The sequence below is a fragment of the Enterobacter cloacae complex sp. CDL013 genome (assembly GCF_049238805.1).
GTDB classification, from domain to species: Bacteria; Pseudomonadota; Gammaproteobacteria; order Enterobacterales; family Enterobacteriaceae; genus Enterobacter; species Enterobacter hormaechei_C.
Map to the genome: position 1 here is coordinate 18,387 of NZ_JBMKGT010000001.1, position 15,760 is coordinate 34,146.

At 56.5% G+C, this 15,760-nt stretch carries 12 protein-coding genes; 10 read left to right on the forward strand and 2 right to left on the reverse strand.

Translation table 11 applies throughout. From position 1 onward, the window contains the following. Window positions 1–25 precede the first annotated feature (25 nt). Complete coding sequence (locus tag ACOTXD_RS00105) at window positions 26–1,000, reverse strand: MDR family oxidoreductase (protein WP_061856719.1); 975 nt, start codon at window positions 998–1,000, stop codon at window positions 26–28. 183 nt (window positions 1,001–1,183) lie between these two features. Here ACOTXD_RS00105 and csrD point away from each other — a divergent pair, with 183 nt between their 5' ends. The 8 genes from csrD to tldD all read left to right on the forward strand — a co-directional run bounded on the left by csrD (window position 1,184) and on the right by tldD (window position 13,457). Beyond that, window positions 1,184–3,124: an RNase E specificity factor CsrD gene (gene csrD / locus ACOTXD_RS00110; protein WP_003860399.1), complete on the forward strand. Its 1,941-nt coding sequence runs from the start codon at window positions 1,184–1,186 to the stop codon at window positions 3,122–3,124. Window positions 3,125–3,406: 282 nt separating this feature from the next. Further along, window positions 3,407–4,450, forward strand: coding sequence for a rod shape-determining protein MreB (mreB, locus tag ACOTXD_RS00115; protein WP_000913396.1), 1,044 nt, complete (start codon window positions 3,407–3,409; stop codon window positions 4,448–4,450). Between the two features lie 62 nt (window positions 4,451–4,512). Further along, complete coding sequence (mreC, locus tag ACOTXD_RS00120; protein ID WP_003860400.1) at window positions 4,513–5,529, forward strand: rod shape-determining protein MreC; 1,017 nt, start codon at window positions 4,513–4,515, stop codon at window positions 5,527–5,529. Next, complete coding sequence (mreD, locus tag ACOTXD_RS00125; protein WP_003860402.1) at window positions 5,529–6,017, forward strand: rod shape-determining protein MreD; 489 nt, start codon at window positions 5,529–5,531, stop codon at window positions 6,015–6,017. The genes mreC and mreD overlap by 1 nt, the downstream gene beginning before the upstream one ends. A gap of 9 nt (window positions 6,018–6,026) precedes the next feature. Next, the gene (locus tag ACOTXD_RS00130; protein ID WP_023314918.1) at window positions 6,027–6,620 is read left to right on the forward strand and encodes a Maf family protein; all 594 of its coding nucleotides are present in this window, start codon (window positions 6,027–6,029) and stop codon (window positions 6,618–6,620) included. Beyond that, a complete protein-coding gene (gene rng, locus ACOTXD_RS00135; protein ID WP_003860405.1) occupies window positions 6,610–8,079 on the forward strand; it encodes a ribonuclease G in 1,470 nt (489 codons plus the stop codon). Before ACOTXD_RS00130 ends, rng begins: the two co-directional genes overlap by 11 nt. Before the next feature lie 42 nt (window positions 8,080–8,121). After that, window positions 8,122–11,928 carry an AsmA2 domain-containing protein YhdP gene (gene yhdP / locus ACOTXD_RS00140; protein ID WP_045343301.1) on the forward strand — a complete coding sequence of 1,269 codons (3,807 nt, stop codon included), beginning with the start codon at window positions 8,122–8,124 and terminating at the stop codon, window positions 11,926–11,928. An 83-nt stretch (window positions 11,929–12,011) separates the two neighbouring features. Next, entirely contained in the window at window positions 12,012–13,457 is a 1,446-nt protein-coding gene (gene tldD, locus ACOTXD_RS00145; RefSeq protein WP_003860414.1) for a metalloprotease TldD, read from the forward strand. Window positions 13,458–13,506: 49 nt separating this feature from the next. Here tldD and aaeR read toward each other — a convergent pair whose 3' ends face one another. After that, window positions 13,507–14,433 carry an HTH-type transcriptional activator AaeR gene (gene aaeR, locus ACOTXD_RS00150; RefSeq protein WP_003860415.1) on the reverse strand — a complete coding sequence of 309 codons (927 nt, stop codon included), beginning with the start codon at window positions 14,431–14,433 and terminating at the stop codon, window positions 13,507–13,509. 179 nt (window positions 14,434–14,612) lie between these two features. Here aaeR and aaeX point away from each other — a divergent pair, with 179 nt between their 5' ends. Further along, entirely contained in the window at window positions 14,613–14,816 is a 204-nt protein-coding gene (aaeX, locus tag ACOTXD_RS00155; protein WP_061856720.1) for a p-hydroxybenzoic acid efflux pump operon protein AaeX, read from the forward strand. A 7-nt stretch (window positions 14,817–14,823) separates the two neighbouring features. Further along, window positions 14,824–15,756: a p-hydroxybenzoic acid efflux pump subunit AaeA gene (gene aaeA / locus ACOTXD_RS00160; RefSeq protein WP_003860417.1), complete on the forward strand. Its 933-nt coding sequence runs from the start codon at window positions 14,824–14,826 to the stop codon at window positions 15,754–15,756. The last annotated feature ends 4 nt before the right edge of the window (window positions 15,757–15,760 follow it).

The following is a 15,760-nucleotide window of genomic DNA, read 5'->3' on the forward strand; positions in this document are numbered from 1 at the left end:
CGAATATGTCACGAAAATTTGAAGATTAGGCGATTTTAACCAGCGCACGACCGTGGAACTGGTTGTCCATGATTTTATTGGCGAACTCTGGCGCCTGGCTCAGGGTGATCTCAGTGGCGCTCTGCTCATAGAATGAGGCTGGCAGATCCTGCACCAGACGTTCCCAGGCCTCAGCCCGCCGCTCGGCTGGGCTCATGACCGAATCGACACCCTGAAGACGCACGTTACGCAGAATAAATGGCATCACCGTCGTCGGCAGGGCAAAACCACCCGCCAGACCACAGGCCGCCACGCAGCCGCCGTAATTCATTTGCGCCAGCACCTTCGCCAGCACTTTGTCGCCGACGGTATCTACTGCGCCAGCCCAGACCTGTTTTTCCAGCGGGCGGGTCTCGGCGAATTCGTCGCGGCTCAGAATACGGCGTGCGCCCAGCTGACGTAGATAATCATGCGTACTTTCGCGGCCAGAGACGGCGGCGACCTGATACCCCAGCTTGTGCAGCAGCGTGACGGCCGTGCTGCCCACGCCGCCGCTGGCGCCGGTGACGACAATTTCGCCCGAGTCAGGACGAATCCCGGCCTCTTCCAGCGCCATCACGCACAGCATGGCGGTGAAGCCTGCCGTGCCGATGATCATCGCCTTACGACCGTCCAGGCCTTTCGGCATCGGGACCAGCCAGTCACCTTTGACGCGCGCCTGTGCTGCCAGTCCGCCCCAGTGGTTTTCACCTACGCCCCAGCCGGTGAGCAGCACCTGCTGTCCGGCGTGAAAACGCGGATCTTCACTGGTATGCACGCGGCCTGCAAAGTCGATTCCTGGCACCATCGGGAAATTTCGGATGATTTTACCTTTTCCCGTAATCGCCAGTGCATCCTTATAGTTCAGGCTGGACCAGTCGATATCTACGGTCACGTCGCCCTCCGGCAGGCGGTTCTCCTCAATGGCTTGCACCGAGGCAACGGTTTTGCCGTCCTGCTGTTCTAAGATCAAAGCCTGCATACAGGGTCCTCACTAGGTTTGATGATGGGAAAATATGTCCTGATGACTATACTCGCTCAATGAAACGCAGTGCCGATTTAACGCAATAAATTGCCAGATACACCAGGTTTGATAGTATGTCGCATTTAAAATGCAAGTTAGTGCTCACTTGCCCCCCCTTCAACCCACGGAGTAATCTCAAGGATGCGATTAACGACGAAGTTCTCAGCTTTTATTACCTTGCTGACGGGGCTGACCATATTTGTCACGCTAATCGGCTGCTCGCTGAGCTTTTACAATGCCATCCAGGATAAGCTGGTTAACCGGGTTGAATCGGTTGCATCGGTTATCGACACTCGCCTGATAACGTCCTCCTTCCCGGCGCTTTCGCGTGAGCTGGATGAGTTAATGGTGCCTGTGGATATAGTGCAGATCGACATTAAACAGGGGAAGCAGACCGTTTTCAGCCATACCCGCCAGGGCAGCTATCGTCCTGCCGGCACGGTAGATCAGTATCGGGACGTCACGGTTAATTCACTTAAACATCCGGGTATGACAATTCATCTGATGTACCAGGATCCGATGAGCAACTATTTACGCTCGCTTATGACCACCGCGCCCTTAACCATCGCCGTTGCCTTTATCGTACTGCTGATTTTCCTCGCCGTTCGCTGGCAGCGTCGTCAACTTTCCGGCCAGGAACTGCTGGAAACACGCTCCGTGCGGATACTGAATGGCGAGCGGGGTCCGCAGGTGCGGGGATCGGTTTATGAATGGCCATCACGCACCAGTAGCGCCCTGGACGTGCTGCTCTCCGAAATCCAGTTTGCCAGCGATCAGCGTAGCCGTATGGACACGTTGATTCGCTCTTATGCCGCGCAGGATAACAAAACGGGCCTCAACAACCGTCTCTTCTTTGATAATCAGCTGGCTACCCTTCTTGATGACCCCGAAAAGGTGGGTACGCATGGCGTGGTAATGATGATTCGCCTGCCCGACTTTGATCTGCTCCGTGATACCTGGGGTCAGCGCGTGGCGGAAGAGAACCTCTTTACGCTGATTAACCTGCTGTCCACCTTTATTATGCGCTACCCCGGCGCGTTACTGGCACGCTACCACCGCAGCGATTTTGCCGTCTTGCTGCCGCATCGCACCTTAAAGGAGTCCGAGAGTATCGCCAGCCAGCTGCTGAAAGCCGTCGATGCGCTGCCCCAGAGCAAAATGCTCGACAGAGACGACATGGTGCATATAGGCATCTGTGCCTGGCGCGGCGGTCAGTCGACGGAGCAGGTGATGGAACATGCGGAAGCGGCAACGCGTAACGCCGTATTGCAGGGGGCGAACGGCTGGGCGGTCTATGATGATACGCTGCCTGAGAAAGGGCGCGGCAACGTGCGCTGGCGAACCCTGATTGAACAGATGCTGAGCCGGGGCGGACCGCGCATCTATCAAAAACCGGCGGTCATGAAGAGTGGTCATGTCCATCATCGTGAGCTGATGTGCCGTATTTTTGATGGCACCGAAGAGGTTATCTCCGCGGAATATCTGCCCATGGTGTTGCAATTCGGATTGTCCGAAGAGTATGACCGTCAGCAAATCACCCGCCTCATTCCGTTTTTATCGTACTGGCCTGAAGAAAATCTGGCTTTACAGGTGACAGTCGAATCGCTGATCCGTCCGCGCTTCCAGCGCTGGTTACGTGACACGTTAATGCAATGCGAAAAATCGCAACGCAAACGCATTATTTTTGAACTTGCAGAGGCAGATGTAGGTCAACACATCAGCCGGTTGCGCCCGGTGGTGCGTTTAATCAATGCGCTTGGGGCTCGCGTGGCGGTAACCCAGGCGGGTCTGACGCTGGTGAGCACCAGCTGGATCAAAGAGCTGGATGTTGAATTATTGAAGCTGCATCCGGGTCTGGTAAGGAATATTGAAAAACGCACGGAAAACCAGCTGCTGGTACAAAGCCTGGTGGAAGCGTGCAAAGGAACGCAAACGCAAGTATTTGCCACAGGCGTACGTTCACGAAGTGAATGGCAGATGTTGACAGAGCGCGGCGTGACGGGCGGTCAGGGGGATTTTTTTGCCGCCTCTCAGCCGCTTGACACCAATGTGAAAAAATATTTGCAAAGATACTCTGTTTGACCTGCCGTTTACTTTGTTTTCACGTAGAATATCGCGCCTGTAGCTTTGAGTAAGACGAGCATAAAAGCCAGTGAACGACCTTTAATGGGTTACAAGTGAAAGTGAGGGACGCTGCTGTTTACTCAGCCCTGAGGGATTCAGGGGATGAATTTGTAACAAAGGAAACGTGCTGCACTAATTTTCACCGTAGCAGACGATTTTTGCGCCTTGTCGCTGCTGCGTGTGGTTGGTAAAGTAAGCGGATTTTGTTTTCCGCCCCAGCTTTCAGGATTATCCCTTAGTATGTTGAAAAAATTTCGTGGCATGTTTTCCAATGACCTGTCCATTGACCTGGGTACCGCGAATACCCTTATTTATGTAAAAGGACAAGGCATCGTATTGAATGAGCCTTCCGTTGTGGCCATTCGTCAGGATCGTGCCGGCTCGCCAAAAAGCGTGGCCGCAGTAGGTCATGATGCGAAGCAGATGCTGGGCCGTACGCCGGGCAACATCGCCGCGATCCGCCCAATGAAAGACGGCGTTATTGCTGACTTCTTCGTGACCGAAAAAATGCTTCAGCACTTCATCAAGCAGGTTCACAGCAACAGCTTCATGCGCCCAAGCCCGCGCGTGCTGGTGTGTGTGCCGGTTGGCGCGACCCAGGTTGAACGCCGTGCAATCCGTGAATCTGCTCAGGGTGCCGGTGCGCGTGAAGTCTTCCTGATTGAAGAACCGATGGCTGCGGCAATTGGTGCGGGTCTGCCGGTTTCTGAGGCTACCGGTTCTATGGTGGTGGATATCGGTGGCGGTACCACTGAAGTGGCCGTTATCTCCCTGAACGGCGTGGTGTACTCCTCTTCCGTGCGTATCGGCGGCGACCGTTTCGACGAAGCTATCATCAATTACGTTCGCCGTAACTACGGCTCTCTGATCGGTGAAGCGACCGCAGAGCGCATCAAGCACGAAATCGGTTCTGCCTACCCGGGTGATGAAGTGCGCGAGATCGAAGTTCGCGGTCGTAACCTGGCGGAAGGCGTGCCACGTGGATTCACCCTGAACTCCAACGAAATCCTGGAAGCGTTGCAGGAGCCACTGACCGGTATCGTGAGCGCGGTGATGGTTGCGCTGGAACAGTGCCCGCCAGAGCTAGCCTCCGATATCTCCGAGCGCGGTATGGTTCTGACCGGTGGTGGTGCGCTGCTGCGTAACCTCGACCGCCTGTTAATGGAAGAGACAGGTATTCCTGTCGTAGTTGCAGAAGATCCACTGACTTGCGTCGCCCGTGGTGGTGGCAAGGCGTTGGAAATGATCGACATGCACGGCGGCGACTTGTTTAGCGAAGAGTAGTCGGGTGTGAGAGGGTAGCAATTTGCTACCCTTTCTCTCTGACGCGAGAATACGCATAGCCTATGAAGCCAATTTTTAGCCGTGGCCCGTCGCTACAGTTTCGCCTGATCCTGGCGGTTCTGGTTGCGCTCGGGGTCATTATTGCCGATAGCCGCCTCGGTACGTTCAGCCAGATCCGAACGTACATGGATACCGCCGTCAGTCCTTTCTACTTTATTTCAAATGGTCCCCGTGAACTGCTCGACTCCGTGTCGCAAACGCTCTCATCGCGTGACCAGCTCGAACTCGAAAACCGTGCGTTACGCCAGGAACTGCTGCTGAAAAACAGCGAGCTGCTGATGCTGGGGCAATATAAGCAGGAAAACGCACGCCTGCGTGAACTGCTTGGCTCGCCGCTGCGCCAGGATGAACAGAAAATGGTCACCCAGGTGATCTCCACCGTAAACGATCCGTACAGCGATCAGGTGGTGATTGATAAAGGCAGCGTGAACGGCGTATACGAAGGTCAGCCTGTCATCAGCGATAAAGGCGTCGTGGGCCAGGTTGTGGCGGTTGCCAAACTGACCAGCCGCGTGCTGCTGATTTGCGATGCCACCCATGCACTGCCGATTCAGGTGCTGCGTAACGATATTCGCGTGATTGCCGCCGGTAACGGCTGCACGGACGATCTGCAACTGGAACATCTGCCCGCCAACACGGATATCCGCGTGGGCGACGTGCTAGTGACGTCCGGTCTGGGCGGTCGTTTCCCTGAGGGCTACCCGGTTGCGGTTGTCTCTTCCGTGAAGCTCGACACTCAGCGTGCCTACACCGTGATTCAGGCGCGTCCAACGGCCGGCTTGCAGCGTTTGCGCTACCTGCTGCTGCTATGGGGCGCCGATCGTAACGGAGCTAACCCGATGACCCCGGAAGATGTGCATCGCGTGGCGAATGAACGCCTGATGCAGATGATGCCGCAGGTACTGCCTGCGCCGGATGCGATGGGACCACCTGCACCCGTACCGGCTCCGGCGACGGGGTTAACGCAGCCGCTGCCGGATGCGCCGCCACCGCCGCAAGTCTCGGGTGGAGGGCAGTAGTGGCCAGTTATCGTAGCCAGGGGCGCTGGGTAATCTGGCTCTCATTCCTCGTTGCACTGTTGCTGCAAATTATGCCCTGGCCGGACGACATTCTTGTTTTCCGGCCAAACTGGGTATTGCTCATTTTGCTCTACTGGATCCTTGCCCTGCCGCACCGCGTAAATGTCGGCACAGGTTTTGTGATGGGTGCCATACTGGATCTTATTAGTGGCTCTACGCTTGGCGTCCGCGCCTTATCCATGAGCATTATTGCGTATCTCGTCGCACTCAAATTCCAGCTCTTTCGTAACCTTGCGCTCTGGCAACAGGCGCTGGTGGTGATGTTGTTGTCGCTCGCTGCGGATATCGTTGTTTTCTGGGCAGAGTTTTTAGTGATCAACGTCTCTTTCCGACCGGAAGTGTTCTGGAGTAGTGTAGTAAACGGTGTGCTCTGGCCGTGGCTGTTCCTGCTGATGCGTAAAATTCGCCAGCAGTTTGCCGTGCAATAAAAGGTTTCTATGACGTCTTTGTATCTTGCCTCCGGTTCTCCGCGTCGCCAGGAACTGCTCGCGCAGTTGGGTGTCTCCTTCGAACGCATCGTTACCGGTATTGAAGAAAAACGCGCTGAGGGTGAAAGCGCTCAGCAGTATGTCTCTCGTCTGGCGCGTGAAAAAGCGCAGGCGGGCGTGGCATGCGTGCCGCGTGACTTACCGGTGTTGGGTGCGGATACCATTGTCATTCTCAATGGTGAGGTGCTTGAGAAACCCCGCGACGCAGACCATGCGGCGCGGATGCTGCGTAACATGTCCGGACAAACCCATCAGGTGATGACGGCGGTAGCGCTGGCAGACAGCCAGTACGTTCTGGATTGCCTTGTGGTAACGGAAGTGACGTTCAGAGTCCTCACCAACGAGGAGATCGCCGGCTATATCGCCAGCGGTGAACCTATGGATAAAGCAGGTGCATACGGTATTCAAGGGTTGGGTGGCTGTTTTGTCAGGAAGATAAATGGCAGCTATCACGCCGTAGTCGGCTTACCGCTGGTGGAAACGTATGAGTTGCTGAGCAATTTTAACTCACTGCGTGAGGGAAGGGATAATTATGACGGCTGAATTGTTGGTAAACGTAACGCCATCGGAAACCCGTGTGGCCTACATTGATGGTGGCATTCTTCAGGAAATTCATATTGAGCGTGAAGCGCGACGCGGAATCGTAGGCAATATCTACAAAGGTCGTGTCAGTCGTGTCCTGCCGGGTATGCAGGCGGCTTTTGTAGATATTGGGCTCGATAAGGCGGCGTTTTTACATGCCTCCGATATCATGCCGCACACCGAATGTGTGGCAGGCGAAGAGCAAAAGCAGTTTGCCGTGCGCGACATCTCTGAGCTGGTGCGTCAGGGCCAGGATCTGATGGTGCAGGTGGTAAAAGATCCGCTGGGCACTAAAGGCGCGCGTCTGACCACCGACATCACCCTGCCTTCACGCTACCTGGTGTTTATGCCGGGGGCGTCGCACGTCGGCGTGTCACAGCGTATTGAGAGCGAAAGCGAGCGTGAGCGCCTGAAAAAGGTGGTCAGCGCCTACTGCGACGAGCAGGGCGGGTTTATTATCCGTACCGCGGCGGAAGGGATCAGCGAAGAAGATCTCGCCTCGGATGCGGCCTACCTGAAGCGCGTCTGGACCAAAGTGATGGAGCGTAAAAAACGCAACCAGACCCGCTACCGGCTGTACGGTGAGCTGGCGCTCGCTCAGCGCGTATTACGTGATTTCGCCGACGCCCAGCTTGACCGCATCCGCGTGGACTCCCGTCTGACGTACGAAGCCTTACTGGAGTTCACCGCCGAGTACATCCCGGAAATGCCGGGTCTGCTGGAGCATTACACCGGACGCCAGCCGATATTTGACCTCTATGACGTTGAAAACGAAATCCAGCGTGCGCTGGAGCGTAAGGTTGAGCTGAAATCGGGTGGCTATCTGATCATCGATCAAACCGAAGCGATGACCACCGTCGATATCAACACCGGCGCGTTTGTCGGCCATCGCAACCTCGATGACACCATCTTCAACACCAACATCGAAGCGACGCAGGCCATCGCGCGTCAGCTTCGCCTGCGTAATCTGGGCGGCATTATCATCATCGACTTTATCGATATGAACAATGAAGATCACCGCCGTCGCGTGCTGCACTCTCTGGAGCAGGCGCTGAGTAAGGACCGCGTGAAAACCAGCATCAATGGCTTCTCGCAGCTCGGTCTTGTGGAAATGACCCGGAAACGGACCCGCGAAAGCGTGGAACATGTCCTGTGTAATGAGTGTCCAACCTGCCATGGACGCGGAACGGTAAAGACGGTGGAGACGGTCTGCTACGAGATCATGCGTGAAATTGTCCGTGTCCATCATGCCTACGACTCAGACCGTTTTCTGGTCTATGCTTCCCCTGCGGTGGCGGAGGCCCTGAAAGGGGAAGAGTCGCACGCGCTGGCGGAAGTGGAAATCTTTGTCGGCAAACAGGTAAAAGTGCAAATTGAGCCGCTCTATAACCAGGAGCAGTTTGACGTCGTCATGATGTAAACGCAGTTCGCTGCGAGATTTAAGGCTGACAAGGAGAGACGCGTGAGGCGATTGCCGGGGATTTTACTGCTTACAGGGGCAACGCTGGTCGTGATTGTCGCGTTGCTCGTGAGCGGGCTGCGTCTCGCCTTGCCGCATCTGGACAGCTGGCGTCCGCAGATCCTGGCAAAAATCGAATCCGCCACCGGCCTGCCGGTGGACGTGAGTCATATCGAGGCAAGCTGGCAGAACTTTGGCCCGACGCTAGATGCGCGGGATATCCGCGCCAGCCTGAAAGATGGCGGCAACCTCAAAATCAAACGCGTTACCCTGGCGCTGGATGTCTGGCAAAGCCTGCTGCATCTGCGCTGGCAGTTTCGCGATCTCACCTTCTGGCAACTTCAGCTGATGACTAACACGTCGCTGCAAAGCGGCGACAGCGATCGAGGGCTGGAAACCAGCCGTATCAGCGATCTGTTCCTGCGGCAGTTCGATCATTTCGATCTGCGCGACAGCGAAGTGAGCTTTATTACTCTTTCCGGTCAGCGCGCTGAGCTGGCGATCCCACAGCTGACCTGGTTAAACGGGAAAGATCGCCACCGCGCCGAGGGGCAGGTGAATCTCTCCAGCCTGAACGGGCAGCACGGGGTTATGCAGGTGCGGATGGATCTGCGTGACGACAATGGCCTGCTGAACAACGGCAGGGTCTGGCTACAGGCGGACGACGTGGACGTGAAGCCGTGGCTCGGTGAGTGGCTACAGCAGAACATGCAGCTGGAGACCGCGCGCTTCAGCCTGGAAGGCTGGATGACGCTGACGAACGGGGCGTTCGCCAGCGGCGATATCTGGCTTAAGCAGGGGGGCGCGAGCTGGAAAGGGGAAAACCATCAGCATCAACTTTCCGTCGATAACCTCACCGCACACGTGACGCAGGATAAAGGCGGCTGGCAGTTCGCCATTCCGGATACGCGCATCTCCATGGATAACAAACCCTGGCCGCGCGGCGCGCTGACGCTGGCGTGGATGCCGGAACAGGACGTCGGCGGGATAAACGGTAAACGCAGCGACGAGCTGCGTATCCGCGCCAGTAACCTGGATCTGACGGCGATCGAAGGGCTGCGTTCAATGGCCGCAAAACTTTCACCGGAGCTGGGCGAAATCTGGCTGGCGACGCAGCCGAGCGGGCAGATAAACCGGCTGGCGCTGGATATTCCGCTCCAGGCTACGGAAAAGACGCGTTTTCAGGCGGCATGGAAAAATCTCGCATGGAAACAGTGGAAATTGCTGCCGGGTGCCGAGCACTTCAGCGGTAAACTGGAAGGCAGCGTGGAAAACGGCAGGCTGACGGCAGAAATGCAGGACGCGAAAATGCCGTACGAAACGGTCTTCCGTGCGCCACTGGAGATCGAAAAGGGAAATGCCACTCTCAACTGGCTGAAGAATGACAAAGGTTTTCAGCTCGATGGCCGCGATATTGATGTAAAAGCCAAAGCGGTACATGCCCGCGGTAATTTCCGTTATCTACAGCCTGAAGGCGATGAGCCGTGGCTGGGTATTCTGGCGGGCATCAGCACGGATGACGGTTCGCAGGCGTGGCGCTACTTCCCGGAAAACCTGATGGGGAAAGCGCTGGTGGACTATCTCAGCGGCGCTATTCAGGGCGGCCAGGCGGATAACGCCACGCTGGTCTACGGCGGCAACCCGCACCTGTTCCCGTATAAGCACAACGAAGGCCAGTTCCAGGTTCTGGTGCCGCTACGCAACGCCACCTATGCCTTCCAGCCAGACTGGCCGGCGCTGAAGAATCTGGATATTGAACTCAACTTCCTGAATGACGGCTTGTGGATGAAGACGGACAGCGTCGCGCTGGGCGGCGTAACGGCAAGCAACCTGACGGCAAACATCCCGGATTATTCCAAAGAGAAGCTGCTGATTGATGCGGATATTAAGGGGCCGGGTAAAGCGGTTGGCCCGTACTTTGAAGATACGCCGCTGAATGACTCCCTGGCGGCCACCCTTCAGCAGTTGCAGTTAGATGGCGATGTGAATGCTCGCTTACATCTGGATATCCCGCTGGACGGTGAATTGACCACCGCCAAAGGCGACGTTCGCCTTAATAACAACAGCCTCTATATCAAGCCGCTGGACAGCACCCTGAAAAACCTCAGCGGTCAGTTCAGCTTTGTTAACGGCACGCTGAAAAGTGAGCCGCTTAAAGCGACCTGGTTCAATCAACCCGTTAATATCGATTTCTCCACCACCGAGGGCGATAAAGCCTACCAGGTGGCGGTCAATATGGACGCGAACTGGCAGCCGTCACGCATGGATGTTCTGCCGAAGCCGATTGAGAATGCGGTGGACGGTGCGGTGTCATGGAATGGCAAGGTCGCCATCGACCTGCCTTATCATGCCGGTGCGCGCTATAACGTCGACATTACGGGCGATCTAAAAAACCTCAGCAGCCAGCTTCCCGCGCCGCTGAATAAAAAAAGCGGTGAAGCATTGCCCGTCAACGTTAAGGTTGCGGGCAACCTTAACAGCTTCGATTTAACCGGAAACGCGGGCGGAACAAACCACTTCAACAGCCGCTGGCTGCTTAACCGCAAGCTGACGCTGGACAGGGCGATCTGGACGACGGACAGCCGTACCACGCCGCCGCTGCCGGAGCAGGCGGGCGTTGAACTGAATCTCCCGCCGATGGATGGCGCAGAGTGGCTGGCACTGTTCCAGAAAGGTGTCGGGCAAAACGTCGACCAAACGGCGCAGTTCCCGCAGTCCATTACCTTGCGCACGCCTGCGCTGACGCTGGGCGGGCAGCAGTGGAACAACCTGAGTATTGTCTCCCGGCCGACGGTAAACGGCTCAAAGGTCGAGGCGCAGGGGCGTGAGATCAACGGTTCGTTGATCATGCGCGATCACGCGCCATGGCAGGCGGCTATCCGTTATCTCTATTACAATCCGACCTTTACGGCGTCTAAAGCAGAGTCGACAAGCACTTCTCCTGTCAGTGGCAATGGGACGTCGCGCGTGGATTTCAGCGGCTGGCCCGATCTCCAGCTGCGCTGCGCGGAGTGCTGGCTGTGGGGACAGAAATATGGCCGTATCGACGGTGATTTTGCCATTCAGGGAAATACGCTGAGCCTCTCTGGTGGGCTGGTGGATACCGGCTTTGGCCGCATGACTGCCGCGGGCGAATGGGTGAACAAACCGGGTGAACAACGCACCTCGCTGAAAGGCGATATTAAAGGCAATAAGCTGGACGCCGCGGCTAACTTCTTCGGCATTAGCACGCCGCTTCGCGGATCGTCCTTCGATGTGAATTACGATCTGCACTGGCGCGCTGCGCCGTGGACACCCGATGAAGCTTCGCTTAACGGCATCCTGAAAACCAACTTCGGTAAGGGTGAGATTGCCGACGTGAGCACGGGGCGCGCCGGGCAGATCCTGCGCCTGCTGAGTTTTGATGCGCTGCTGCGCAAGCTGCGCTTCGATTTCAGCGACACCTTCAGCGAAGGTTTCTACTACGATTCCATTCGCAGTACGGCGTGGATCAAAGACGGCGTTCTGCATACGGACGATACGCTGGTGGATGGCCTGGAAGCGGATATCGCCATGAAAGGCTCGGTCAACCTCGTGCGTCGCGAACTGGATATGGAAGCCGTGGTGGCGCCGGAAATTTCCGCAAGCGTGGGCGTTGCGGCGGCCTTTGTGGTGAACCCGATTGTCGGTGCGGCGGTGTTTGCCGCCAGTAAAGTGCTGGGGCCGCTGTGGAGCAAGGTCTCTATTCTGCGCTATCGCATTACCGGTCCGGTCGATAAACCGCAGATTAACGAGGTGCTGCGCCAGCCGCGCAAAGAAGCACCGCAATGATTTGACGTGGGCAGGTAATTGCCTCACTCTCAATAAATACGATCTTTATACCGCCACGGGCGGCAACGAACGAGTAGCAATAGATGAGTCTGAACCTGGTAAGTGAACATTTGCTCGCAGCGAACGGCCTGAGCCATCAGGACCTGTTCTCCATTCTTGGTCAACTGACCGAACGCCGCCTCGACTACGGCGATCTCTATTTCCAGTCGAGCTATCACGAATCCTGGGTTTTAGAAGACAGCATCATTAAAGATGGCTCTTACAACATCGACCAGGGCGTCGGCGTGCGCGCCGTCAGCGGGGAGAAAACCGGTTTTGCTTATGCCGATCAGATTAGCCTCGCCGCACTTGAGCAGAGCGCGCAGGCCGCGCGCACCATTGTGCGTGATACCGGAGATGGTCGCGTGAAAACGCTGGGTGAAGTGCAGCACGCTGCGCTCTATACCAGCATCGACCCGCTGCAAAGCATGAGCCGCGAAGAGAAGCTCGACATCCTGCGTCGCGTGGACAAAGTGGCTCGCGCGGCGGATAAACGCGTGCAGGAAGTCTCTGCCAGCCTGACCGGTGTTTATGAACTGATCCTGGTGGCGGCGACGGACGGTACCCTGGCGGCGGATGTTCGCCCGCTGGTGCGTCTCTCTATCAGCGTGCAGGTTGAAGACGACGGCAAGCGCGAGCGCGGCTCAAGCGGTGGCGGCGGTCGTTTTGGCTACGACTGGTTCCTCGGCGACGTTGACGGCGAAGCGCGCGCTGATGCGTGGGCAAAAGAAGCCGTGCGCATGGCGCTGGTCAACCTGTCTGCCGTGGCGGCTCCTGCCGGTACGCTGCCGGTGGTTCTGGGCGCAGGCTGGCCTGGCGTGCTGCTGCACGAAGCGGTCGGTCACGGCCTTGAGGGTGATTTCAACCGTCGCGGGACGTCCGTATTCAGCGGTCAGATGGGGCAGCTTGTCTCCTCCGAACTGTGTACCGTGGTGGATGATGGCACCATGCTCGACCGTCGCGGCTCGATTTCTATCGACGATGAAGGCACGCCGGGCCAGTACAACGTGCTGATCGAAAACGGCGTACTGAAAGGCTACATGCAGGACAAGCTTAACGCGCGCCTGATGGGCGTAGCGCCAACGGGTAACGGCCGTCGTGAATCCTACGCGCACCTGCCGATGCCGCGCATGACCAACACCTACATGTTGCCGGGCAAATCCACGCCGCAGGAGATTATCGAATCCGTTGATTACGGGATCTTCGCGCCAAACTTTGGTGGCGGTCAGGTGGATATCACCTCCGGCAAATTTGTCTTCTCTACCTCAGAGGCGTATCTGATTGAGAAGGGCAAAGTGACCAAAGCGGTGAAAGGCGCAACCCTGATTGGCTCCGGCATTGAGGCCATGCAGCAGATTTCCATGGTGGGTAACGATCTGAAGCTGGATAACGGCGTGGGCGTTTGCGGCAAAGAGGGCCAGAGCCTGCCTGTGGGCGTCGGTCAGCCTACGCTGAAAGTAGATAATCTGACGGTGGGCGGCACGGCGTAAATTTTCCCCCGCACCCTAACCCTCTCCCCAACGGGGAGAGGGGAAAAGCCTACTCTTTCCTTCTGCCCCGCATGCCCTGAAACAGCTCCGCCACTTCCACAAAATAGTCCGTCAGATAGTTAATACAGACCTGCACCTTCAGCGGCAGCTTGTCCTTTTCCGTATAGAGCGCGTACACCGGACGCGGATCGGACTGGTAGCGCGGGAAGAGGATCTCCAGCACACCGCTGTTGATCTCGTTGATCACCCACATCAGCGGTACGTAGGCGATCCCGGCCCCGGCCACCAGCCAGCGTGAGATGGTCATCGGATCGTTGGTGACGAAGCGGCCTTCAGGCAGCAGTTTAGTGGAAAGCCCTTCCGGCGCGATCAGTTCAAATTCGTTATCTGGCCGAACGCTGTATTCAAGCCACGAGTGGTTGCTCAGATCGGCAGGTTTCTCCGGCACGCCATACTGTGCCAGGTAGCTTTTCGAAGCGCAGACCACCATCGGCATGCTGCCCAGTCGACGCGAGAACAGGCTAGAGTCCTGCAACGCGCCAACGCGGATCACCACGTCTAACCCATCGGCAATCAGGTCCGGTGCCGGAATGCCCGTAACCAGATTAACGGTTAAACCGGGATACTCTTTCAGCATTTCCGCCGTCATGGCAGCGAGAACATTTTGTGCCATAGTTGAAGAACACCCGATACGCAGCGTGCCGATAGGCGTGTTGTTAAAGGCATAGAGCTGCTCGTGAACGTCCTGCACTTCATGCAGCATTCGACGGCAGCCCTGATAGTAAATTTTACCCGCTTCCGTCAGCCCGATGCTGCGGGTGCTGCGGTTGAGCAGCTTCACCTGAAGCTCATCTTCCAGTTTTGACACTGTCTGGCTAATGGATGAGACGCTCATTTGTAGCTGACGTGCTGCGGCGGTAAAAGAGCCTTGCTCAACCACTTTCGCAAAGACGGACATGCGTTTTAGACGTTCCATTATTCACTCTGGCTTAAAAGTGATTTAGATCACATATGATAGATAACAGCATAACAGTTACGTTAATATATTATTAATTACATAACGGCTGCGCCACTCTCGCCCGGCAATTCTTGCTCTCCTGCGGCGGCGCGAGCTTAAAAATCCAGTAACCTGCACTCTCTTTAATCAAGGTCAACATGAGTCTGTTTCCCGTTATCGTGGTGTTCGGTTTGTCGTTCCCACCGATATTTTTCGAGCTTCTTTTATCACTGGCGATCTTCTGGCTGGTGCGCAAGGTGCTGGTCCCTACCGGGATTTATGATTTCGTCTGGCATCCTGCATTGTTCAATACCGCGCTGTATTGCTGCCTGTTCTATTTTATATCGCGCATGTTTGTCTGAGGTTGATGTGAAAACGCTAACAAGAAAAATCTCCCGCACTGCCATCACTATGGCGCTGGTCATCCTGGCGTTCATCGCTATTTTTCGCGCCTGGGTTTATTACACCGAATCCCCGTGGACGCGCGATGCGCGTTTCAGCGCGGAGGTGGTCGCGATAGCGCCCGATGTCGCCGGTCTCATTACGGCAGTCAACGTCCACGATAACCAACTGGTGAAAAAAGATCAGGTGCTGTTCACCATCGACCAGCCGCGCTATCAAAAAGCGCTGGAAGAAGCGGAAGCCGACGTGGCGTATTACAACGCGCTGGCCTCTGAAAAACGCCGTGAAGCAGGACGCCGTAACAAGCTGGGCATCCAGGCCATGTCCCGGGAAGAGATTGACCAGTCCAATAACGTGCTGCAAACCGTGCTGCATCAGCTGGCAAAAGCGCAGGCGACGCGCGATCTGGCGAAGCTCGATCTGGAACGTACCGTTATCCGCGCCCCGTCCGATGGCTGGGTGACCAACCTCAATGTCTATGCGGGCGAGTTTATCACGCGCGGCTCTACGGCCGTGGCGCTGGTGAAACAGAACTCTTTCTACGTCCTCGCCTATATGGAAGAGACCAAGCTGGAAGGCGTGCGTCCGGGCTATCGCGCCGAAATCACGCCGCTCGGCAGCAACCGGGTCCTGAAGGGAACCGTGGACAGCGTGGCCGCGGGGGTGACCAACTCCAGCAGTACCAATGATTCAAAAGGGATGGCGACCGTCGATTCTAACCTCGAGTGGGTTCGTCTGGCGCAGCGCGTACCGGTACGCATTCGTCTGGATGAGCAGCAGAGCAACCTCTGGCCCGCAGGCACCACGGCGACGGTGGTGATCACGGGTGAAAAAGACCGTGATGCCAGCCAGGATTCGATCTTCCGACAAATCGCCCATCGCCTGCGCGAGTTTGGTTGATCGC